The sequence below is a fragment of the Pseudomonas sp. GM21 genome (genome assembly GCF_000282215.1).
GTDB lineage: Bacteria > Pseudomonadota > Gammaproteobacteria > Pseudomonadales > Pseudomonadaceae > Aquipseudomonas.
This window is the reverse complement of record NZ_AKJS01000082.1, coordinates 25,136-46,859: the sequence shown is the minus strand read 5'-3', so window position 1 is coordinate 46,859 and position 21,724 is coordinate 25,136. Positions and strand designations below refer to the sequence as shown.

Below are 21,724 nucleotides of genomic sequence, written 5' to 3'. Positions count from 1 at the left end.
GTTCCCACGCTCCGCGTGGGAATGCCTCAATGGACGCTCCGCGTCCGCTTCGGCAGGGACGCGGAGCGTCTCGGGCTGCATTCCCACGCAGAGCGTGGGAACGATCGGGCGGTGGAGCTACCGAACCTTATCCTCCCGCCCCCGCAACAACTTGTTCGGCATGGCAACCGCCGCCGCCAACCCCAGCAGCGACACCGCCGCGCTCACCATCAGCAAATGCCTGAACGTCAGCAACAACTCGGCGCGCAAAGCGTTTTGTGCATCCCCCGGTGCAGCGTTCAAGCCGTCGAGCAGGACATTGCCCGAACTGCCCTCGGCGATCAGCGACGAACCGGCCATGTGGGCAAAGTTCGAGTCCTGCAGCAACGCCAGCAACAGCGCCGACATCAACGCCACTCCCACCGCGCCGCCCAGCGAGCGAAACAGGTTGGTGGTGCTGGTCGCTACGCCGATATCACGCTGTTCCACCGCGTTCTGCGTGCCGACCAATGACGTCGGGAATTGCATGCCGCCAGCGATCCCGCACAACAACATGAACAGGCTACTGAGCCAAAAAGCCTGCGGCGGGCTGAACGCCATGCCCAGAATCGAGATCGGCATCAACGCCGCCCCGGTCAGGATCATCGGCTTGTAGCGACCGGTCACCGAAGTCCGACGGCCGGCAAAGTACGCACCGATCGGCAACCCCATGGCCAGTGGCAACAAGTGCAGCGCGGCGCTGTCGGCCCCGGCGCCGGTGACGCTCTGGAAGCGCAGCGGCATCAGCACGATCAGCGAGATCGCCTGGAAGCTGGTGAAGAAAATCGTGCACCAGCACAGGATCGCGTTGCGGTTGGCGAACAGATGCATCGGCAGCAACGGTTCCCGTGCCCGGCGTTCATGCCAGACGAACACCCCAAGCACCAGTACCGCACAGGCAAACAGTCCCAGCACCTCAGGGCCGCGCCACGAATGACCCTGGCCGACCTGAGTGATGCCCAGCAACAACGCGGTCAATCCGATGATCATCAGTAACGTGCCGAGGTAGTCGATGATCGGTTTGCGCTGCGGCACCGGCAGCCCGACCAGGGTGCGATTGGCCACTAGCCAGGCACCGACGCCCAGCGGCAGATTGATCAAAAACACCCAGCGCCAGGACAAGTACTCGGTCATGTAGCCGCCGAGCACCGGGCCGGCCACGCTGGCAACAGCGTACATGCTGCTGAAATAACCCTGATAACGCCCGCGTTCCCGGGGCGGGACGATGTCACCGATGATCGCCTGGCTGACCGAAATCATCCCGCCTGCACCGATGCCTTGAAGGATCCGCGCCAGGACCAATTGCTCCATGCTCTGGGCCATGCCGCAGAACAACGAGGCCAGGGTGAACAGCCCCATGCCGAACAGCATCAGCTTGCGCCGACCATACAAATCGCCGAGCTTGCCGTAGATCGGCACCGCCACCGTCATCGCCACCATGTACCCGGAAATCACCCAGGCCAGCAGGCTGACGTCCTTGAACTGAGCGGAAATCGCCGGCATCGAAACCGCGACGATGGTCTGGTCCAGCGCTCCAAGAAAGATCGCCAGCATCAGGGCGATCAGTACGCTGCGAATCGCTGGTTTGGGTAGGTCAGGCTGGTGGAGAGTGGTCACGGTAAAACCTGCGGGCAAAGATAGGCTCGCAGAAGCAAGGCGAGCAGGGATGCTCGCCAGTGTAAGTCGGTAGCTAGCTATTCGATAGCCTCATACGGAAGCCCGACGTAATTTTCTGCAATGGTTTTTCGACCGGCTTCAGAGCTGACAAAGTAGTCCAGCTCCGACTCGCTGATGCGCTGACTGAACGCGTCATGGTCATCGAAGCGGTGCAGCATCGAGGTCATCCACCAGGAAAACCGCTCGGCTTTCCACACGCGGCGCAGACAGATTTCGGAGTATTTCTCCAGCAAGTCCACGCGTCCTTCCCGGTAAACCTTCAACAGAATATTGAACAGTGTGCTGACATCACTGGCGGCCAGGTTCAGGCCTTTGGCGCCAGTGGGGGGGACGATGTGCGCCGCGTCGCCAACCAGGAACATCCGCCCGAATTGCATCGGTTCCACCACAAAGCTGCGCAACGGCGCGATGCTTTTTTCGATGGACGGGCCGGTCACCAGGTTATCGGCCATGGCTTGCGGCAGGCGCAATTTCAGTTCATCCCAGAAGCGCTCATCAGACCACTCCTGCACCTGATCCTCGGCGGGTACTTGAATGTAGTAACGGGTACGGGTTGCCGAGCGCATGCTGCACAGGGCAAAACCTCGCTCATGGCGGGCATACACCAGCTCTTCGTGCACCGGAGGCGTGTCGGCGAGAATGCCAAGCCAGCCAAACGGGTAGACCCGCTCGAAGACCTTCAGGCAGTCGTCCGGGATCGATTGGCGCGCCACCCCATGGAAGCCATCGCACCCGGCGATGTAGTCGCAATCGAGGCGGTACGTCTCGCCATCTTTCTCAAATGTGATGAAAGGTTCTGCGGTTTTCATCCCGTGCGGCATGACGTTGACGGCGCGGTAAATCGTCTGCGCTCCAGCCTCCCGACGAGCGGCCATCAGGTCGCGTGTGACCTCGGTCTGGCCATAGACCATCACGGTTTTGCCACCGGTCAATGCGTGCAGGTCAATGTGCACCTGGCGGCCATCGAGCGCCAGTTCGAAGCCGGTGTGCACCAGCCCTTCGGCATCCATGCGCCGCCCCACCCCGGCCTGACGCAACAGCTCTACCATGCCTTGCTCAAGGACGCCGGCACGGATGCGCCCGAGTACGTACTCCGGGGTCTGGCGTTCTAGAATGAGGGTGTCGATGCCGGCGTTGTGCAGCAATTGGCCGAGCAGTAAACCGGAGGGGCCGGCGCCAATGATGGCGATTTGGGTCTTCAGTGTTTTCATTGTTTTTTTAACTCGCAAGCTCCACGCGACAACGGCCGGTGAATTATTTTTATGGATCGAGTGCTTGCATTTTTCTCTTGCGAGTCTGTCAATTGAAGGGGAAAACTGAGCCGATACCTGTACATTCTGCCAATCAGTGCGATTATCGCCCGCAACCTCGAGGCCTTGATGAACAAGCCTGACCTGCCTTCGATTCCAGTGTTCAAGCTGTACGGTGAAAGCCTGGACTGGCCGACCCCGGACTTGCTGCACTGCGAAACCATTTCCAAACGCAGCCGCGAACACCAGTGGGAAATAAAACCCCACCGTCACGCCGATTTGTGCCAGTTACTCTTCGTCTTCAAAGGTCAGGCAGAGCTTGAAATCGAAGGTAAGCGCACGCAGCTGACTGAGCCGACGATTCTGATCCTGCCGCCGTTGTCGGTGCATGGTTATCGGTTTTCCGAGGACGTCGAAGGGTTTGTATTGACCCTGGCCGCGCCGCTGGTTGCCCATCTTCAGGCGCAACTGGGCAACTCGGTGAATGCGCTGGCCCAGGCCGAAAGCTACCCGGCGGGCAAGGACGGCGGCTACCTCAACAGCCTGTTTTCAGCGCTGCAAGACGAATACACCGGTCACCAGCCGGCGCGTGAAATGCTCATGCATTCCCTGGTCAGCGTGATCATGGTCTGGGTCAGCCGACAGGTGATCACGCGCCGTAATGCCAGCCAGCGACCGCAGCGCGCCCGGGAATACCTCAACGGCTTTATTCAACTGGTGGAAGAAACGTACCGCCAGCACGTCAAGGTCGAAGACCTGGCGCACCGGCTGGGGATTTCCGTGTCCCACCTCAACGGCACCTGCCGTGAACTGGCGGGACAACCGGCGTTACAGATCATGCACGAACGGCAATTGCTGGAGGCCAAGCGCTTGCTGACCTACACCAGCATGACCATTTACGAAATGTCCGACGTGTTGGGGTTTTCCGATCCGACCAACTTCACGCGCCTGTTCCGGCGTCGAGTGGGGATATCGCCCAAGGCGTTTCGCGACCGCTTGAAGGCCGATCAGGACAACGAGGCCTGATCCCCTTCGTTACTTCAGGGCATTGAGCGTTGCGTTGTGGGGGATGCAGCGCTCGAAGTTGCAGCTCGCAAATTCGCGGGGCAGAAGACGCGCCTGCTCGACCCTCCAGGCCGCGGTGCCATACAGCGCCAGCGTCACCGCGCAGGTGATGAAGATGGTGAGGTACCTTCTTGTTTTGATGTTCATGGCGTGGACCTCTGAACGAATACCCTTGGGTATTACCTTGAGCATAGGTCAGCGCCAGTGAGTTGCCACTAAAGCGGCATTGCATGTACCCCGATATTCAAAACGCTGATGAACCGCTGTGGGAGCGAGCTCCCACAGGGGAAACTTCAAGGTTTTCGGGATTCAGCGCGACTGCGCCTGCTCCACCAACCATCCCAACAATTCCTGCAACTTCGACGAAGGTGCGGGCTTTTGTGGCAATACCAGGTAATACGCCAACCCCGTCTTCACCTTCAGTTCAAACGGCATGACCAGCCGTCCGGCGCTCAAGTCATCGCCAATCAACGACCAGTCCCCAATCGCGACACCCGTCCCCTGAGACGCCATCGACATCGCCAGGTCCAGGGTTTCGAAGTGCTGACCTTTGGCGACGTTGCTCAAGCGAACATTGGCCGTGGCCAGCCAGGCTTTCCAGTCCCGTTCATCCCGGGTGGGATGCAGCAGCATGTGCCGCTCAAGGTCTTCAGGTGTCTGCAACGGCACCGGACCGTCGAGCAACGGTTTGGAACAGACCGGCGTCAACTGTTCATCAAACAGGCGTTGAGACACCAGCGCGCTGTCCGGCGGCGCGCCATACATCACTGCCGCATCGAACTGTTCGCGATGAAAATCCACGCCGTGCTTGACCGTCGTGGTCAGTTCCACCGGCACGTCCGGACGCTCTCTCTGCCATTGCAAAAGACGCGGCAACAGCCAGCGCATGACGCAGGTCGGCGCCTTGAGTTGCAGGGTTTCGCGCTTCTCGCCGATCTGCTCCACCGCCTCGTCGATCAAGCCGAAAATCTGCTGCACCCGTGGCAGCCATTCGCGTCCTTCAGCCGTCAGGGCGAGGCCGCGAGCCTGGCGGATAAACAGCTCATAACCCAGATGATCTTCCAGCCCGGCGATCTGTCGGCTGACCGCGCCTTGGGTGATGTGCAGCTGTTCGGCGGCCCGGGTGAAATTGCAGCACTGCGCGGTAATCAGAAAAGTGTGCAGCGCCGGCAGGGGAGGCAGTCGTTTCATTGGGATCCAAGGTATGACGTGAGGACATGGCTAGTATGACTTTTTATCCATTGTTGCGGCTACGTGTCGCCCGTTCCAATGAGGCCATCCCTGGACCTGCCCACCCATCATAAACACTGCGCAGGCCCGGCGTCTCAAACGAACAAGAAGGGCAAAATCAGATGGCGACGTGCGGCGAAGTATTGGTCAAGTTACTCGAAGATTACGGGGTCGAGCAGGTGTTCGGCATCCCTGGGGTTCACACCGTGGAGCTGTATCGCGGGCTGGCCCGTTCGAGCATCAACCACGTCACTCCGCGTCACGAACAGGGCGCCGGTTTCATGGCCGACGGTTATGCGCGCACCAGCGGCAAACCGGGTGTGTGCTTCATCATCACCGGCCCTGGCATGACCAACATCACCACGGCGATGGGCCAGGCTTACGCCGATTCGATCCCGATGCTGGTGATCTCCAGCGTGCAATCGCGCAGCCAGTTGGGCGGCGGTCGCGGCAAGTTGCATGAGCTGCCGAACCAGGGTGCATTGGTTGCCGGCGTGTCGGCGTTCTCCCATACCTTGATGTCGGCGTCCGAATTACCGGGTATTCTGGCCCGCGCTTTCGCACTGTTTCAGGCGGGCCGTCCGCGCCCCGTGCACATCGAAATTCCGTTGGACGTGCTGGTTGAAGAAGCCGATGACCTGCTCAGCAGCGTACCGGTGAACATCGACCGCGCTGGCGCATCGCCGAGCGCCGTTTCACGCATGACCGAATTGCTGGCCAATGCGAAGCGTCCATTGATTCTCGCCGGTGGCGGCGCCATCGATGCCGCCGCCGAGCTGACGAAACTGGCCGAGCTGCTGGACGCGCCGGTGGCGCTGACGATCAATGCCAAAGGCATGCTCGAATCCAGCCATCCGTTGCTGATCGGTTCCACCCAAAGCCTGGTCGCGACCCGTGCACTGGTGGCTGAGGCGGACGTGGTATTGGCGATCGGCACCGAGCTGGCCGAGACCGACTACGACGTCACCTTCGCCGGTGGTTTCGAAATTCCTGGCCAATTGCTGCGCGTGGACATCGACCCGGACCAGACCGTGCGCAACTATCCGCCGCACGTGGCGTTGGTGTCCGACTCGCGCAATGCCGCCCAGGCTTTGCTGAGTGCGCTGTCCCAGCAGTCGCTGGCCGAGCGTCGCAACGATTGGGGGCAGGCCCGTGCCGCCCGTTTGCGTGAAGAGCTCGCCCAGACCTGGGATGCCCCGACGCTGGCCCAGACCCTCTTCCTTGACACGGTATTGAACGTGTTGCCGGACGCTGTGTTCGTCGGCGATTCGACCCAGCCTGTCTACACCGGCAACCTGACGTTCAACCCCGAGCGCCCACGTCGCTGGTTCAACTCGTCCACCGGTTACGGCACCCTCGGTTACGCCTTGCCGGCCGCTATCGGCGCCTGGCTGGGCGGTCGCGTTGAAGGCGGTTCGCGTCCACCAGTGGTGTGCCTGATCGGTGACGGTGGCCTGCAATTCACCCTGCCGGAACTGGCCAGTGCCGTTGAAGCGCGCACCCCGGTGATCGTGCTGCTGTGGAATAACCAGGGCTACGAAGAGATCAAGAAGTACATGGTCAATCGCGCCATCGAGCCGGTTGGCGTGGACATCTACACCCCGGACTTCATCGGTGTGGCCAAGGCACTGGGTTGCGCCGCGGAAGCGATCAGCGGCGTCGAGCAACTGCGCACTGCGCTGCGTGCCGCGGCCGATCGTCAAGGCCCGACCCTGATTGAAATCGATCAGACCCAGTGGATGAAGGCGGTGTCGAAATGACGTTCCCTACGACGCTGGACGGTCTGTTCATCGACGGGCAATGGTCGGCCGGCAACGAACACCTGCGCGTGATCAACCCGGCGACCGAGGCCTTGTTGACCACCGTCAATGGCGGCGATGCACAGGCCGTCGATCACGCGGTGAGTGCGGCGACCAAGGCCTTCGCCGAGTGGTCGAAAACAACCGGCGCCGAGCGTGGCGCGATCCTGCGAAAAATCGCGGCGGGCGTGCAGGCAGGTCGTGAGCAACTGATGCATTTGCAGTCGAGCAACAACGGCAAGCCGCTGTTCGAAGCGGCCATCGACGTCGACGACGTGATCGCTACCTTCGAGTATTACGCCGCTCTGGCCGAAGGCCTCGACGCTAAACAAGACAGCGCTGTTGAATTACCAAGCGACGATTTCAGCGCGCGCCTGCGCCGTGAGCCGGCCGGTGTGGTCGGCCTGATCGTGCCGTGGAATTTCCCGATGGTCACCACCGCCTGGAAACTCGCCCCGGCCCTGGCCGCCGGTTGCTGCGTGGTGCTCAAACCTTCGGAAGTGACGCCACTGCCAGAGATGGAATTGGCGGCGATCATCGCTGAGGCCGGTTTGCCAGCCGGCGTGTTCAACCTGGTGTGCGGCACTGGCCTGGCGGTCGGCGCGCCATTGTCGGCGGATCCGCGCATCGCCAAGATTTCCTTCACCGGCAGTAACGCGGTGGGTGTGCAGGTCATGCAGCGGGCGGCGGAAACCGTTAAAGGCGTGAGCCTGGAACTGGGCGGTAAATCCTCGCTGCTGGTGCTCGCTGATGCCGACCTCGACCTCGCCGTGGAAGTGGCCTGTGGCGGTGGATTCTTCAACGCCGGGCAAATGTGTTCCGCCACCAGTCGCGTGCTGGTCGCCGATGAACTGGCTGAAGAATTCCTGTTGCGGCTGAAGGCGCGCACCGAAGCCATTCGCGTGGCCGACCCGTTCGACCCGGCCGTGGAAATGGGCGCTCTGGTCAATCAGGCGCAATACCAGCGTGTGCTTGGCCACATCGATCGTGGTTTGAGTGCGGGCGCCAAGCTGATATGCGGTGGCAATCGTCCGGCTGACCTGCCGCGCGGCTATTTTTTGCAGCCGACAATCTTCACCGACGTGCCCCTCGACAGTGCGCTGTGGGGTGAAGAGATTTTCGGCCCGGTGATCTGCGTACGCCGTTTTGCCTCTGAAGCCGAGGCGATTGCCTTGGCCAACGACAGCCAGTTCGGTCTGGTGGCCAGCATTGTCACGCGCAATGCCGAGGCGGCTGATCGGGTCGCCAACGCCTTGCAGGCCGGGCTGGTGTGGATCAACGCGCCGCAAGTGATCTTCCCGCAGACCGCCTGGGGTGGTTACAAACAGAGCAGCATCGGCCGCGAGTTGGGGCCATGGGGTTTGCAGGCGTTCCAGGAAATCAAACACGTGATTCGCGCTATCTGACAGCACGGAAAAGGTGAGTGCATGCCTCTTGTTGAGGCATGCGCTGGCGTCATGGCTTCAATGAGTTTTTATCGATAGTCAGGTGTTTTACACGACCTCAGGATGAACTCGCTGGCTCAGCCAAGCCCCCGAAAATACGAGGGATAGCGCTGGTCCGGTCGCGCGGATGCAACAGTTTCGACCTGCCTTATACCTACAAAAACAAAGGGAGTCCGTAATGGGCGAACATGATCTGAACAGACGTCAATTCATCAAGACCGTGGGCGTAGCTTCGGTTGCAGCAGCGGCCATGAGCATGCCGTTCATCAAGGCCAATGCCAGCGACACACGTTTTGCAGGCAAAACCCTGCGTTTACTGACCTGGTCCGATGACACTGGCCTGGCAGCCCTGCGCAACATCGCAGCGACCTTCGAAGACAAGTACGGTTGCAAGGTCATCGCTGACCGCACCGGCAGCACCTCGGAAATGGTCGCCAAACTCAAGGCCGGCGGTGATCGTCCACAGTACGACATCATCACCCTGGCCGGCGTCGGCGCCGAAGGTCTGGCCGCCGCCAACCTGCTGGAAAAACCCGACCTCAACCGTATTCCCAACCTGGTCGACGTACCGGAAAAATACCGCACCGGCGCCAACGGCCACGGTATCGGTTACCTGCTGTGGTGCAACAGCCTGGTCTACAGCACTCGCACCCAGAAAGAAGCACCAACCAGCTACGCCGCCCTGTGGGATGCCGAGCAGTCGCCGAACATTTTCCTGCCGCCGCCAAACTGGACCGAGGCCATGGACCTGATCATCATCGCCGCCAAACTGGCCGGTGGTGACGAGCACAACATTGAGCCGGGCTTCAAGAAACTCGCCGAGCTGAAAGATCGTGTGGTGACCCTGGGTGAAAACCCGAACCAGATTGCCGAGCTGTTCCGCACCGGCTCCCTGGACATGGGCGGCTTGTACGCGCCGGCGTTCTTCCCGAAACAGATTCGTGATCCGGCCTACGGCCTCGGCGCTTCCTTCGGCATGAAGGAAGGTTTCTACACCGACCTGATGCTCTCGGTAATGCCGAAGAACCGTCCGGGCGACACCGACATGGCGTACGCCTTCATCAACCACTCTCTGGACCCGGTGGTGCAGGGCAAGATGGCTGAAGACATCTACAACGGCCCGGTCAACGCCAAGGCGATCATCTCCGCCGAAGCGCGCAAGAGCCCGTACATCCTCACGCCAGAGCAGATTGCCGAGAAGGCGATCATGCACGACAACGCCTTCCTGGCCACCGTGCATGACCAATGGATTCGTCGCTACACGGAAATCTTTTCTTCCTGATCGAGTGACAACCACAGGGTCTTCAGCCACTGAAGATCCCCTGTGGGAGCGAGCCTGCTCGCGATTGCGGACTGACATTCACCGATGATGTTGGCTGACACACCGCTATCGCGAGCAGGCTCGCTCCCACAAGGGGTCGATGTGGTTTCAAGGACTGTGTTTGTCAGCTGCTTTCCATTGACGAGACCCTTTGCTATGGAACACCAACCTCTGACTCATCCGGTAAGTGCCGCCGCCCCCGTGCGCGCGCAACGGGGTGTTTCGCCGACGACCCGCGCCTGGATTTTCCTGACGCCGTCGATGCTGTTTCTGGGTGTACTGATCGCCGCCAGCCTGCTGGTCCTGCGCATGAGCGTGGGCACCAAAGGCGCGGAATGGACCGGGTTCAGCCTGGCCAGTTACGCCCAATTGCTGGAACCGTATTACCTCAAATCCTTGCTGCTGACCCTGCGCCTGGCGCTGATCAGCGCGGTGATCGCCGTGGTGCTGGCGATCCCGGTGGCCTACACCATGTCGCGCCTGACCTCACCGTTCGTGCGCCGGGTTTTCCTCGCAGCGGTGCTGTTGCCATTGCTGGTCAACCTGCTGCTGCAAAGCTACGGCTGGCTGGTGATTCTCGGACCTGGCGGCATGCTCAATCAGGCATTGATAGGCCTCGGTCTGATCAAGCGCCCGATCATGTTGCTGTACAACCAGAACGGCGTATTGATGGGCCTGGTGCAAACCGCGTTCCCGTTGGCCGTGTTGCCGATTGCCAGCGCCATGCGCGGTGTCGCCCGTACCTACGAAGAAGCCGCCGCGACCCTGGGCGCCAGTCGCTTTCAGGTGTTCCGTCAGGTGGTGCTGCCGATGAGCATGCCGGGGATTATCACCGGCGCAACATTGGTATTTGCCTACAACGCCAGCAGTTTCGTGGTGCCTTTGCTGCTCGGTGGCCGACGCGTGCCGATGCTGGCGGTGATGGTCCATGACCAGATCGCCCCGCTGATGAACTGGCCCGCCGCGTCCGCGGCCGGTGTGGTGCTGATTGTCACTACGCTGGCGATCATGACCTTGTCCGAATACATCACTGGCCGCCGTCGGCGCATGCTGGAGGCTTCGCAATGAGCACCCTGACCAAGAAGCGTTATGGCCTGCTGCCGGGCGAAACCGGCAAGTTTGCCGGCATCCTTTCCGGCTTCATCCTGTTGTTGGCGGTGTTGCCGATCCTGACCATGATCGTGATGTCGTTCAGCGGTGCGTCGAACCTCGACTTCCCGCCGAGCAGTTACAGCCTGCAATGGTACAAGGCCGCCTGGCACACCTTCGTGTCGCCAGACGCCAGCGACGTGCTGAGCCTGGGCAAAGCCATGACCACCAGTTTGATGGTGGCGTGCCTGACCATGGTCTTCGCCACGATCATCGCGGTGCCGGCGTCTTATGCGCTGACTCGTTGCGAGTTCCGTGGCAAAGCCGTGGCGCTGCAACTGATGTCGCTGCCGCTGGTGTTTCCGATGGTGGTGTTGGGGCTGGCGTTGCTGCTGGTGTTCGACAGCCTGCCGTTCCAGATCACCACCTCGCGGTTGGTGATTGCCCACGTGATCCTGGCCTTGCCGTTCGTGGTGAAAAACTGCACCGCGGCGATGCTGTCCATCGGCAGCGAAGTCGAGGAGGCCGCGCAAATGCTCGGTGCTTCGCCGACCCGGGCGATTGTCGATGTGGTGGTGCCGCTGATGAAGTCGGGGATTCTGGCGGGCATGCTGCTGGCGTTCATCGTCTCGTTCAATGAATTCACCGTGACCTATTTCCTCTACACCATCGACGTCATGACCGTGCCGATCTGGATGTACAGCCGCACCGTGTCTTCGCTCGACCCTACCGTTTTCTCGTTTGCCGTGCTGATCGTGCTGATCGACTTCGTCCTGATCTGGGCGTTGGAGAAGCTGGTCGGTGAAGGTGGCGTTTCGTTCTGATTTCTTGAGGTGATTCATATGTCTGGTCTGATTCTGGAAAACGTCGAGAAACATTACGGCTCGGCCTGCGCGGTAAAGGATGTAAACCTGCATTTGCCGGAAGGCAAACTGGTGTGTTTCCTCGGCCCGTCGGGCTGCGGCAAAACCACCTTGCTGCGGATGATCGCAGGTCTCGAAACACTGACCGGTGGCGAGATTCGCCTGGACGGTGAAGACATCGGCCACACCCCGGCGCATCAGCGTAATTTCGGCATGGTGTTTCAATCGCTGGCACTGTTCCCGCACATGACGGTGGGGGAGAACATCGCCTATCCGCTGAAACTGCGTGGCGTCAGCAAGGCTGATCAACAGGCGCGGGTGGTAGAGTTGCTGGAGCTGATTCAGCTGCAGGAAATGATTGATCGCCCGGTGGCAAAACTCTCTGGCGGTCAACGTCAGCGTGTAGCGATTGCCCGGGCGATTGCTTCGCGGCCGAAAATTCTCCTGCTGGATGAGCCGCTGTCGGCGCTGGACGCCAAGCTGCGCGAGTCGATGCAAGTGGAAATCCGCCAGCTGCAACAACGCCTGAACATCACCACGATCATGGTGACCCACGACCAGCGTGAGGCCATGACCATGGCCGATATCGTCGTGGTGTTGGGCGAACACCGCGTGCAACAAGTCGGCACACCGATTGAAATCTACCGGCACCCGGCCAACGAATTCGTCGCGGACTTCATCGGCTCGGGCAACATCTTCCCGGCTACGGCGTTGGGCAATGGCAAAGTCGGTTTGCCCGGTGGCGATGCACTGCAAGTGCCAATTTGCAGCAGCATCGTGGTTGGCGAAAAAGTGAAGATGCTGATTCGTCCGGAAGACCTGCAACTGTCGCACCCACAGGCGACGGCGGGGAATCGCTTGCTGGGCAAGGTGACGTTCGTGCGTGATATCGGCGCGACGATTGAAACCACCGTGGAGTGTTCCGGGGTGACGTTTACCGCACTGAGCACGCCGTGTCAGGGCTTTGGGTTGAACATCGGCAACCCGGTGTCAGTGACGTTGCCGGCTGAGGCTTGCCGCGTACTCGGTGCCTGACTGACTGGCCCCATCGCGAGCAGGCTCGCTCGATCTCCTGTGAACACAGAACTTGTGTACACCAAAGATCCAAAGTGGGAGCGAGCCTGCTCGCGATGAGGCCGGCAAAACCAGCACAAAAATAGGATCAGACCGACAACCGCAACCGCGCCAAATCCCGCAACGGCGGAGCCCCGAACAACCTGCTGTACTCCCGGCTGAATTGCGAAGGGCTTTCATACCCCACCCGATACCCCGCCGCCGAAGCCTCCAATCCTTCGGCCAGCATCAACCGCCGCGCTTCCTGCAACCGCAGTTGCTTCTGATACTGCAACGGACTCATCGCCGTCATCGCCTTGAACCGGTGATGCAAGGTCGACACGCTCAGGTTCACTTCCTTCGCCAAATCATCGATACGCAACGGCTGCTCGTAGTTGCCGTTGAGCCACTTGATCGCCTGACTGATGCGATGGCTCTGGCTGTTGGCAATCGCAATTTCATACAGACGATGCCCCTGTGGGCTGCGCAATAACCGATAAAGAATCTCCCGACGAATCAGCGGCGCGAGCATGGCGATGTCTTTCGGGGTGTCCAGCAACCGCGCCAGACGCAACACCGCATCGAGCATCGCCGTGTCAATCCGTTCGACGTACAGGCCACGACCGGTGGGGCGGGTGGGTACGCCCAAGGGGCCGGCGTCGGCAATCAGTGCGCTGATTTCCGCCGGGTCGATGTCCAGGCGCACCGCAAGGATCGGCGCTTCGGGCGAGACATCCACCACCCGCCCGCTCAGCGGCATCGAGACCGACACCACCAGGTAATTCAGCGGATCGTAGTTGAAATGCTCATCGGCCAGCCGGACCTCTTTGCGCCCCTGCGCCATGATGCACAGCGCCGGTTGGGCGAGCACCGGGGCAAATTCATGGGACTGGCTATGGCGTGACATGAAGAGCGAACCGACGGCCGTCGCATAATTGCCATCCTCCTGCGTATTGCGGCGGATGATCGCGGCCAGTTCTGCGCGCTGTTTCTCCATGTCGGCGTCCAGCGGGGCTTGAAAATGATCGAGCGACGACATGCAAGGCATCCTCGGTGGGGCGTGGGTAATGAGCCGAGCTTATGTTTGTGCAAGATGATGCGGTAGACACATCCTGCCTGAACCTTGCCTGATTCTGCACGGAGTGAATTAACGGTGCCTCTACGCCGGGGCCGTTCAACGATAACTTGCTTGAATGCCCAGTTTCATTGGCTTGAATGCATTGGCCGGCGGTTACCGGGTTTTTGAGAAGCCGCGCAGGATTGTGCAACACACGGGCAGGAATCGACTAACCGCGCTGGAGCCTGTGCACTTAACCTTGGATCCTGTCGCAGCCCGTCCCACGGCTGCCACTCGAGTACCTGGGAGGGTTGAACATGACTACGCAGATCCCCGTCAGCCATATGGCTTTTGTCCGTGCCCACGCCGGGCGTTCGATGGAACTCGGTGTGCGCCTGAGTGCCCTGATCGAGCCGTCGCGCAATGCACCGGGATGCCTGAGCTTTGCCCTGCAACAGTCGCAATGCGACCCCGAGTTGTGGTTGGTGTCCGGTTTCTGGGTGAACCAGCAGGCCATGACTGCGTACTTCAGCACCCCGGCAATGGAAGTGTTTGCCGAGTTGGTGCAAGACCTGGTGGTCAACAGCCTGGATTTTCATACCTTCAAGGAGGTATCGGCTGCCCAGGCGTTGGGTCAGACCCAGTCGTGGCTACACAAAATGGCGGGTTGAGGGTTTAATGAGGCCATTCTCAACCAACCAGGATTCGCGACATGGCACGTAAAGCCTTTGAACAGTTCGAAGCCGTTTCCGCAGTAGTACCGGGTGAAGGCGGTTACCACGCTGCCATTGCCGTCAAAGCCCTGGGTGGCGCGGGCGCACCGCGATTCCACAAAGTCCTTGAAGACCGTACTTTCAAGACGGCACATGAAGCCGATGAAGCCGCCGCCAAAGAGCTGACCCGCCTCAAGGACGTCAAGGAAAATACCGATCTGCTTTGGTAATTACCTGACCGCGCCGGGGCGATACATCTTGAACAACGCCTCCGGCCCCAGCTGAAAATAGTCCGCTGGCCCACCGCCGCGCAGAATCGGCTCTGCCGCGGCGGTGTCGTACACCCCATCCTTCAACAACCATTTGGCAATATGCACGGCGACCACTTCGCCGAGAATCAGCCAGCTCGGCACCACATTTCCGTCCGCGCGCTGCAATTGAATAATCTGCGTGACCCTGCACTCAAAGGACACCGGGCTTTCGACGACCCGTGGCACCTGGATGATTTTCGAAGGGGCGGGCGTCAGTCCCGACAACTCGAACTCGTTGACCTCAGGCCCGACCATCGCACAGCTCTGGTTCATCTGCTCGGCCAGTGGGCGAGTGGCGAGGTTCCAGGCAAATTCGCCGGTTTGCTCGATGTTGTTCAGGCTGTCTTTGCGCCCGACGCTTGCAAAACCAATGATCGGCGGAATGTAATTGAACGCGTTGAAGAAGCTGTACGGCGCCAGGTTCAGGCGGCCATTGGCATCCTGAGAGGAAATCCAGCCAATGGGACGCGGGCCGACGATGGCATTGAACGGGTCATGCGGCAGGCCGTGGCCGTTGGCGGGTTCGTAGAAGTGGATGTCGTCAGGCATGAGGTGCAATCCAGGAGCTTTCGTAAGACGCCCATGGTGCAAGGACGAGCCAATAATTTCCAGCGATGAGATCCAAATGTGGGAGCGGCGGTGCGGCGATCCCACAGGGGATTTTTGTTTATGCAGCGATTGCGGGACGCATCGGGGTTTTCCGGGTCTGCGCAATCGCCCCAAACAACGCTGTCTGCACCGCTTGCTGTGCTTCGAATGCCAGCGCCGCACGCTCGCGGCCTTCGCAAGCAATCGGCTTGAGCAGATGAATCTCCACATTCCCCCGATCATTGGCAAACAAGCGCATCAAGTGCGACAGCAGATCATCGTCACCAATAAACGGTGCCAGCGAATCAGGTTCGCCATCGCGCAGGTAACGAATCGCCACCGGTTGCAACTGCACCTCTGAATCGATCGCAGCCGACAGTAAGCGCCCATGAAACGTGCGCAACGAACGACCGTCGGTGGTGGTGCCTTCCGGGAACATCAGCAGCGGATGGGCCTGTTCCAGGTGGCGGGTCATTTGTTTGCGGATCAACTGACTGTCGCCCGACCCACGACGGATAAACAGACTGCCGGCCTTGGCCGCCAACCAGCCCGCCACCGGCCAGGTGCGCACTTCGGCCTTGGACAGAAACGACAGCGGCGTGAGCATGCCCAGCAGCGGGATGTCGGTCCACGACACATGATTGCTGACCCAGAGCATCGGTTGCTTGGGCAACTCGCCATGCACGCAGACGTGGAAAGGCAGGGCATTGCTCAACCGCGCCATGAAAAATCGCGACCAGCGCTGGCGGCGGACCATCGAGTGGGCAATGCCCATCCGCTCGAACAGCCCGAACACGCTGGCCATGCTCAAACCCAGTGAGACTACCACCAGCACCCGCGCAATCCGCGCGTACACCCGAAAGCGGCTCATCACATGGCCGCCTTGAAGTGCTTGGCGTAGCGCGGGCAGAGTTCGTCGCGCTTGAGCAGAATAAACACGTCGGCCACCTGGAAGTCTTCGTCCCAGCACGGCTCGCCGCAGATCTTCGCGCCGAGGCGCATGTAGGCCTTGAGCAGCGGCGGCATTTCGGCGATGACGTTGGAGGGGATCGCCAGCGTCGGCAACGGTTTTTTTGGCTCGGCGCGCAGGTGTTCGGTGCACAGGTAGCGTTCGCGCAGGCGCTGCATGATCGCGTGGGCCTGAATGCCGCCGTCCTGCATCGGAATGCTCGCGCACCCCATCAAATAGCTGTAGCCGCCCTGGTTCAACACGTCGGCCAGTTCACTCCAAAGCACGGCGATGGTACCGCCGTTACGGTAGGCCGGGTCGACACAGGTACGGCCAATTTCCAGAATCGGGCCTTTGAGTTGCACTAGGCCGTGCAGGCTGAATTCTTCTTCACTGTAGAACTTGCCCAGGCTGCTGGCCGCCGCATGGTCGAGCAAACGGGTGGTCGCCACCAGACGGCCGGTGTTCAAGTCACGCACACCGATATGGGCGCAGTGAACATCATAATCATCCATGTCCAGACCCCGTTCGGCGCCTTTGAGCCTGGCGTTGAACTCGCCGCTGAACACGTTGAAGCGCAAGGCCTGGGCTTCCTGCAAGGCAGTGCTGCCGATCAGTCGTTCGGCTTGCAGGCGGCGGTCGTTGCCGGTGTCGCTGATGCGGGCGATCTGAGTCATTGCAAATCTCCTTGCGGGCTGCTCACCTGACGTGGGTTACAGCGGATCGACTTTCTTTATGCAGCCGTTTTGTGCAAGGTCAGGCTATGTAGCCCCGGTGTCATCGCCATTAAGCTTTGGTGATGCTTATATGACAGCCTTTGAGGAGCCTCTTATGCCCTGGCAAACCCTGTTGAAGCGCCGCGAACGCCTGCCCGCCAACCCGGACCTGGCAGAAGGATTCGCGAACTTGCTGGATCAATTGGGCCCGGTGACACCGTTCGAGTTGGCGGTGGCGGGCGCACGCCTGATGGCCACGCCGGGGCTGGCGTTTCTGGTGGGGTATCAGGCGGCGTTGCGCATGCTCTGGCCGAGTGCACCGCTGAGCCTCGGCGCGTTGTGCGCGACCGAGCAGCGCAGCCTGCGACCGGCGGACATGCAAACCCGCCTCACCGATTTGCACCTGAGCGGGCGCAAGGATTTCGTCACCGCCGGCGATGCCGCCGAGTGGCTGTTGATCGCCGCCCGCAGTGAAGCGCCCGGCGAAGAGGCGCGCCTGAGTCTGGCGGTGGTCTACCCCGATGAACCGGGCGTGCGCCTGGAAAAACTCCCGGACATCGCGTTGATACCGGACATCAGCCACGGCCGATTGTTTCTCGACAATGCCCTGTGCGAGTTGTTGGCGGGGGACGGTTGGGATGCCTACGTCAAACCGTTCCGCACCCTTGAAGATGTTTACGTATTGAGCGCCATGACGGCGTGGCTGTATGGCATTGGCCAGGACAGTGACTGGCCGCAAGCCTTGCAACTGCGGTTGCTGGCGCTGCTGGCCGGGTGCGCGGAAGTCAGCCGCCAGGCACCGAACAACCCGGCCGGGCATGTGTTGCTGGGTGGGTTGTTTGCCCAGTTCGAGGGGCTCAAGGCCGAGATTGATCAGGCGCTGGCCGATGGGCCGCCGGATTGGGCGGCGATGTGGCAGCGCGATCGCATGGTGATGGATCTGGCGTCGGGGGCCAGGGGTAAGCGGTTGGTCAAAGCGTTGGCAGCGATCTGACTGGCCCCTTCGCGAGCAGGCTCGCTCCCACATGTTGAAATGCATTCCCCTGTGGGAGCGAGCCGGCTCCGGGCGGCGTTCCGACGATGGCGGCCTCAAGGGCAACACAAACTCCAAAACTGTCATCAACCTCAACTAGGCTCAGCGAGTTAATCCTCCCGAGCCCACGCCATGTTCAAAGGCTTGTCCCTGATCGTCATGCTACTGCTCGGCCTCACGGCCCACGCCGAAAACTGGCCAGCCGAACAATGGTCCATCGGCCCGCCAAGCTCCGGGCCTGCGCTTCAAACCCTGGAAACCTACGCCTTCCCACCTCGCGACGACAGCACCCGAAAAGGCATCCGCACCGACGCCTTGCTGGTGATTCGCGACGGCCAGTTGATCTACGAACGCTACGCCGGACCGACCACCGCCGACACGCCACACCTGACGTGGTCCATCAGCAAAAGCCTCATGGCCACGGTGATGGGGGTGGCCTATGGCGAAGGCCTGTTCAAACGCCAGGATTCGGTGCAGACATTTTATCCACCGATGCAAAAACACCCCGGTGTCACCCTGGCCGACCTGTTGCACTGGGCCTCGGGCCTGGACTGGCAGGAAGACTACGAATATGCCCCGTTAAAGTCCTCGGTGGTGGCCATGCTCTACACCCGTGGACATCAGGACATGGCCGCTTTTACCGCCGATCATGCTGAGTACGCCAAACCCGGTCAGGCCTTTCGGTACTCCAGCGGTGACAGCAATGTGCTGTCCGCCGCGCTGAAAAACATCGTCGGTCCGGCACGTTATCCGGACTATCCATGGACCGCGTTGTTTGAGCCATTGGGCATCCGTCATGCCGTTTGGGAAAGCGATGCCACGGGCACCTTCGTCGCTTCCTCTTACGCCTGCCTCACGGCTCGGGATCTGGCGCGAGTCGGTTTGTTGATGGCCCGCGAGGGGCGCTGGCAGGATCGCCAATTGCTGCCCAAGGACTGGGTCGCCTTCAATCGCGAACCGTTTGCCCACTATCAAGCCCACCAGGACGAAGCCGTGCCCGGCGGCCACTGGTGGCTCAACCGCCCGGTGGAAGGGGCGGCACAACCCTGGCCCGATGCCCCCGCCGATACTTTCGCGGCGCTGGGCCATTGGGGGCAGGCGATGTATGTGATCCCCAGTGAACACCTGGTGATCGTGCGCTATGGCGATGATCGCGACGGCAGCTACCAGCACAACGATTTGCTCAAACTCGTGCTCAAGGCTTTTGCGCAACAGGTGCAGCCATGAAACGCCGCGGTTTCATTCGTCGCCGACCGTTCAGCACGTTGCTGTTGATCCTGCTCATCGCCTTGCTTGGCTGGGGCTGGCTGGAGCGGGTGGCGCTGCGGGCCTTCCCCGACATCATCAGCGCCTACACCGCCAAGGAGTATTGCTCGTGCCGGTATGTGATGAACAATGATGCCGGGTATTGCCACAGCTATGTAACGCAGTGGCTCCCCACCAGCCGCTTTGTCGATGACGCCACCCACAAACGCGTGACCGTCAGTGGCATGGGCCGCAGCAACAGCGCGGCGTGGCTCGGCGAACGCCAAGGATGCCGTCTGATTCCGTAGCAGCTGGCGAAGCCTGCGTTCGGCGGCGAAGCCGTCGTGAAATCAGGCGCCGCGGTGTTTCAGATTGTCCCGGTAGGCAGGATTTGACGACGGCTTCGCCGCCGAACGCAGGCTTTGCCAGCTGCTACAGGTTTGCATCTTGCTCACGGACGGTTAAGGTTCAGCACCGGATCATCTGTCCACGAGTCTCTATGTTCAACCGCTCCCTCTGCAAAACGCTCACATTCCTGCTGTTGGCCGGCGTCACGCTGTCGGCCCATGCCGATTGGTATCTGGACGGTGAGTCCTCGCGGCTGTCGTTCATCAGCACCAAAAACGCCAACATTTCCGAAGTGCAGCGCTTTCTGGTGCTGCACGGCAAAGTCGACGCCAATGGCCTGGCCGAGGTGGAAGTCGAGCTGGAGTCGGTCAACAGCGGCATCCCGTTGCGCGATGAACGCATGCGCAAGGAGCTGTTCGAGATCCAGACCTTCCCCGAAGCATTGATCACCGCGCAGATTGACCTGCGTCCCATCAACGACCTCGCGCCTGGCGCGCAGTTGGAGTTGCGCTTGCCGCTGACCGTCAACCTGCATGGAAAGCAACGCGCCTACAACGCCGAATTGCTGGCGACGCGTCTCGACGATCGACGTTTTCAGGTGGTAACGCTCCAACCGCTGGTCATTAATGCCGAGGACTTCGATTTGGCGCCCGGACTGGAAGCGTTGCGCAAGATCGCCGGTTTGTCGGTCATCAGTCTGTCGGTACCGGTCAGTGCGGTACTGATTTTCACGGCGCGCTGACATGGCCGGTGCAATTTTTCCCTGGCGTGAAGGCAACCACTTTGAGCTGCTGATCGACGGTCCGCAGTTCTTCCCGCGCATGCTGGTCGCGATTGCTCGTGCCGAAGAACAGGTCGAGCTGGAGCTGTATCTGGTGGAGGCGGGCGCCTGCGCCGAGGCCATGGTGCAAGCATTGGTTTCGGCGGCCGAGCGCGGTGTGCGCGTGCGCTGCCTGTTCGATGATTATGGAAGCCTGGCATTTACCCTGACCTTGCGTCAGCGCCTGATGGCGGCCGGGGTCGAGCTGCGTTTCTACAATCGCCTGAACTGGCGGCGTTGGATCGGCAACTTCTACCGCGATCACCGCAAGTTGTTGTTGGTGGATCAAAGCCTGGCGGTGGTCGGCGGCACGGGCGTTACCGATGAGTTCTGGACGCCGGGTGAGGACACCAGCGAATGGCACGAGGTGATGGTGGAAATCACCGGGCCCTTGGTCATTGACTGGCAGTTGCTGTTCGACCGCCAATGGATCGCCAACCGTCATCGGCGAGCCTGGAAACCGGCCGCGCATTTCGGCTTGCCGCGCCTGCCACGGGTTCCGTCCATGGGGGAGGGCATGGGCCGGGTGGCCTATGCCGACGCCCGCCAGCACCGGGACATTCTGCAATCGCTGGTTCGCGCATTGAACAGCGGCCAGCAACGGATCTGGCTGGCGACCCCGTATTTCCTGCCGACCTGGAAAGTCCGCCGCTCACTGCGCCGTGCCGCCGCTCGTGGTGTGGATGTGCGCCTGTTGCTGACCGGGCCGCGTACCGATCACCCGTCGGTGCGCTATGCCGGGCATCGCTACTACCCGCGACTGCTCAAGGCTGGCGTGAGGATTTTTGAATACCAGCCGTGTTTCCTGCACCTGAAAATGGTCTTGATCGATGACTGGGTGAGCATCGGCTCGTGCAATTTCGATCACTGGAACTTGCGCTTTAACCTGGAAGCCAACCTTGAAGCGCTGGACCCAGGGCTGACGCGGGCCGTGGCCGGGAGTTTCGAGCGGGACTTTGCGCAGAGCCAGGAGGTCAGTCTGGAGGCATGGCAACGCCGACCGCTGTGGCGGCGGGTCAAGCAACGGGTCTGGGGATGGGTGGATCGGCTGGTGGTGAACCTGCTGGATGGCCGCCGATAGCCGTTAGATTGTTCCCACGCTCTGCGTGGGAATGCCTCTGGGGACGCTCCGCG

Annotated in this window: 22 protein-coding genes; 14 read left to right on the top strand and 8 right to left on the bottom strand. The window is 60.9% G+C overall.

The genetic code is table 11. The annotated features are described in order from the left end of the window. Window positions 1-117: 117 nt before the first annotated feature. Window positions 118-1,635: an MDR family MFS transporter gene (locus PMI22_RS15770; RefSeq protein ID WP_007945667.1), complete on the bottom strand. Its 1,518-nt coding sequence runs from the start codon at window positions 1,633-1,635 to the stop codon at window positions 118-120. Between the two features lie 77 nt (window positions 1,636-1,712). Beyond that, window positions 1,713-2,906, bottom strand: coding sequence for a 4-hydroxybenzoate 3-monooxygenase (pobA, locus tag PMI22_RS15775; RefSeq protein WP_007945666.1), 1,194 nt, complete (start codon window positions 2,904-2,906; stop codon window positions 1,713-1,715). Window positions 2,907-3,074: 168 nt separating this feature from the next. Here pobA and PMI22_RS15780 point away from each other — a divergent pair, with 168 nt between their 5' ends. Further along, entirely contained in the window at window positions 3,075-3,971 is an 897-nt protein-coding gene (locus PMI22_RS15780) for a helix-turn-helix domain-containing protein (protein WP_007945665.1), read from the top strand. A 9-nt stretch (window positions 3,972-3,980) separates the two neighbouring features. Here PMI22_RS15780 and PMI22_RS31605 read toward each other — a convergent pair whose 3' ends face one another. Together PMI22_RS31605 and PMI22_RS15785 are read right to left on the bottom strand one after the other, a co-directional pair. Next, window positions 3,981-4,157, bottom strand: a complete 177-nt coding sequence (locus PMI22_RS31605) for a hypothetical protein (protein ID WP_007945664.1) — start codon at window positions 4,155-4,157, stop codon at window positions 3,981-3,983. Between the two features lie 162 nt (window positions 4,158-4,319). Next, complete coding sequence (locus tag PMI22_RS15785; protein ID WP_007945663.1) at window positions 4,320-5,201, bottom strand: LysR substrate-binding domain-containing protein; 882 nt, start codon at window positions 5,199-5,201, stop codon at window positions 4,320-4,322. Between the two features lie 161 nt (window positions 5,202-5,362). On the opposite strand from PMI22_RS15785, the gene PMI22_RS15790 reads away from it, so the two are divergent. The 6 genes from PMI22_RS15790 (at window position 5,363) to PMI22_RS15815 (ending at window position 12,792) form a co-directional block, all read left to right on the top strand. After that, complete coding sequence (locus PMI22_RS15790; RefSeq protein WP_007945662.1) at window positions 5,363-7,000, top strand: 5-guanidino-2-oxopentanoate decarboxylase; 1,638 nt, start codon at window positions 5,363-5,365, stop codon at window positions 6,998-7,000. Further along, window positions 6,997-8,445: an aldehyde dehydrogenase family protein gene (locus PMI22_RS15795; protein ID WP_007945661.1), complete on the top strand. Its 1,449-nt coding sequence runs from the start codon at window positions 6,997-6,999 to the stop codon at window positions 8,443-8,445. Before PMI22_RS15790 ends, PMI22_RS15795 begins: the two co-directional genes overlap by 4 nt. A 217-nt stretch (window positions 8,446-8,662) precedes the next feature. Beyond that, complete coding sequence (locus tag PMI22_RS15800; RefSeq protein WP_007945660.1) at window positions 8,663-9,766, top strand: extracellular solute-binding protein; 1,104 nt, start codon at window positions 8,663-8,665, stop codon at window positions 9,764-9,766. A 195-nt stretch (window positions 9,767-9,961) separates the two neighbouring features. Continuing rightward, the gene (locus tag PMI22_RS15805; protein WP_007945659.1) at window positions 9,962-10,873 is read left to right on the top strand and encodes an ABC transporter permease; all 912 of its coding nucleotides are present in this window, start codon (window positions 9,962-9,964) and stop codon (window positions 10,871-10,873) included. Next, entirely contained in the window at window positions 10,870-11,718 is an 849-nt protein-coding gene (locus PMI22_RS15810; protein ID WP_007945658.1) for an ABC transporter permease, read from the top strand. Before PMI22_RS15805 ends, PMI22_RS15810 begins: the two co-directional genes overlap by 4 nt. An 18-nt stretch (window positions 11,719-11,736) precedes the next feature. Beyond that, the gene (locus tag PMI22_RS15815; RefSeq protein ID WP_007945657.1) at window positions 11,737-12,792 is read left to right on the top strand and encodes an ABC transporter ATP-binding protein; all 1,056 of its coding nucleotides are present in this window, start codon (window positions 11,737-11,739) and stop codon (window positions 12,790-12,792) included. 127 nt (window positions 12,793-12,919) lie between these two features. Here the strand turns inward: PMI22_RS15815 and PMI22_RS15820 are convergent, their stop codons facing one another. Continuing rightward, window positions 12,920-13,849, bottom strand: coding sequence for an AraC family transcriptional regulator (locus tag PMI22_RS15820; protein ID WP_007945654.1), 930 nt, complete (start codon window positions 13,847-13,849; stop codon window positions 12,920-12,922). A gap of 335 nt (window positions 13,850-14,184) precedes the next feature. Between PMI22_RS15820 and PMI22_RS15825 the strand changes: the two genes are divergently transcribed. Further along, complete coding sequence (locus tag PMI22_RS15825) at window positions 14,185-14,538, top strand: antibiotic biosynthesis monooxygenase family protein (RefSeq protein WP_007945653.1); 354 nt, start codon at window positions 14,185-14,187, stop codon at window positions 14,536-14,538. Window positions 14,539-14,579: 41 nt separating this feature from the next. Continuing rightward, window positions 14,580-14,810: a hypothetical protein gene (locus PMI22_RS15830; protein ID WP_007945652.1), complete on the top strand. Its 231-nt coding sequence runs from the start codon at window positions 14,580-14,582 to the stop codon at window positions 14,808-14,810. On the opposite strand, the gene PMI22_RS15835 is transcribed toward PMI22_RS15830, so the two are convergent. From PMI22_RS15835 to olsB, 3 genes are all read right to left on the bottom strand, one after another. Next, window positions 14,811-15,440 carry a flavin reductase family protein gene (locus tag PMI22_RS15835; protein WP_007945650.1) on the bottom strand — a complete coding sequence of 210 codons (630 nt, stop codon included), beginning with the start codon at window positions 15,438-15,440 and terminating at the stop codon, window positions 14,811-14,813. Between the two features lie 118 nt (window positions 15,441-15,558). Continuing rightward, the gene (locus PMI22_RS15840; RefSeq protein ID WP_007945648.1) at window positions 15,559-16,350 is read right to left on the bottom strand and encodes a lysophospholipid acyltransferase family protein; all 792 of its coding nucleotides are present in this window, start codon (window positions 16,348-16,350) and stop codon (window positions 15,559-15,561) included. Beyond that, window positions 16,350-17,105, bottom strand: a complete 756-nt coding sequence (gene olsB, locus PMI22_RS15845; RefSeq protein ID WP_007945647.1) for an L-ornithine N(alpha)-acyltransferase — start codon at window positions 17,103-17,105, stop codon at window positions 16,350-16,352. Before olsB ends, PMI22_RS15840 begins: the two co-directional genes overlap by 1 nt. Window positions 17,106-17,259: 154 nt before the next feature. On the opposite strand from olsB, the gene PMI22_RS15850 reads away from it, so the two are divergent. From PMI22_RS15850 to PMI22_RS15870, 5 genes are all read left to right on the top strand, one after another. Continuing rightward, window positions 17,260-18,138 (top strand): acyl-CoA dehydrogenase family protein, encoded by an 879-nt coding sequence (locus PMI22_RS15850; protein WP_007945646.1) that lies wholly within the window; start codon window positions 17,260-17,262, stop codon window positions 18,136-18,138. A gap of 171 nt (window positions 18,139-18,309) precedes the next feature. Further along, a complete protein-coding gene (locus tag PMI22_RS15855; protein ID WP_007945644.1) occupies window positions 18,310-19,404 on the top strand; it encodes a serine hydrolase domain-containing protein in 1,095 nt (364 codons plus the stop codon). Then, entirely contained in the window at window positions 19,401-19,730 is a 330-nt protein-coding gene (locus tag PMI22_RS15860; protein WP_007945643.1) for a hypothetical protein, read from the top strand. Before PMI22_RS15855 ends, PMI22_RS15860 begins: the two co-directional genes overlap by 4 nt. Window positions 19,731-19,921: 191 nt before the next feature. Beyond that, window positions 19,922-20,512 carry a YceI family protein gene (locus PMI22_RS15865; protein WP_007945642.1) on the top strand — a complete coding sequence of 197 codons (591 nt, stop codon included), beginning with the start codon at window positions 19,922-19,924 and terminating at the stop codon, window positions 20,510-20,512. A gap of 1 nt (window position 20,513) precedes the next feature. After that, window positions 20,514-21,671 (top strand): phospholipase D-like domain-containing protein, encoded by a 1,158-nt coding sequence (locus PMI22_RS15870; protein WP_007945641.1) that lies wholly within the window; start codon window positions 20,514-20,516, stop codon window positions 21,669-21,671. Window positions 21,672-21,724: the final 53 nt, after the last annotated feature.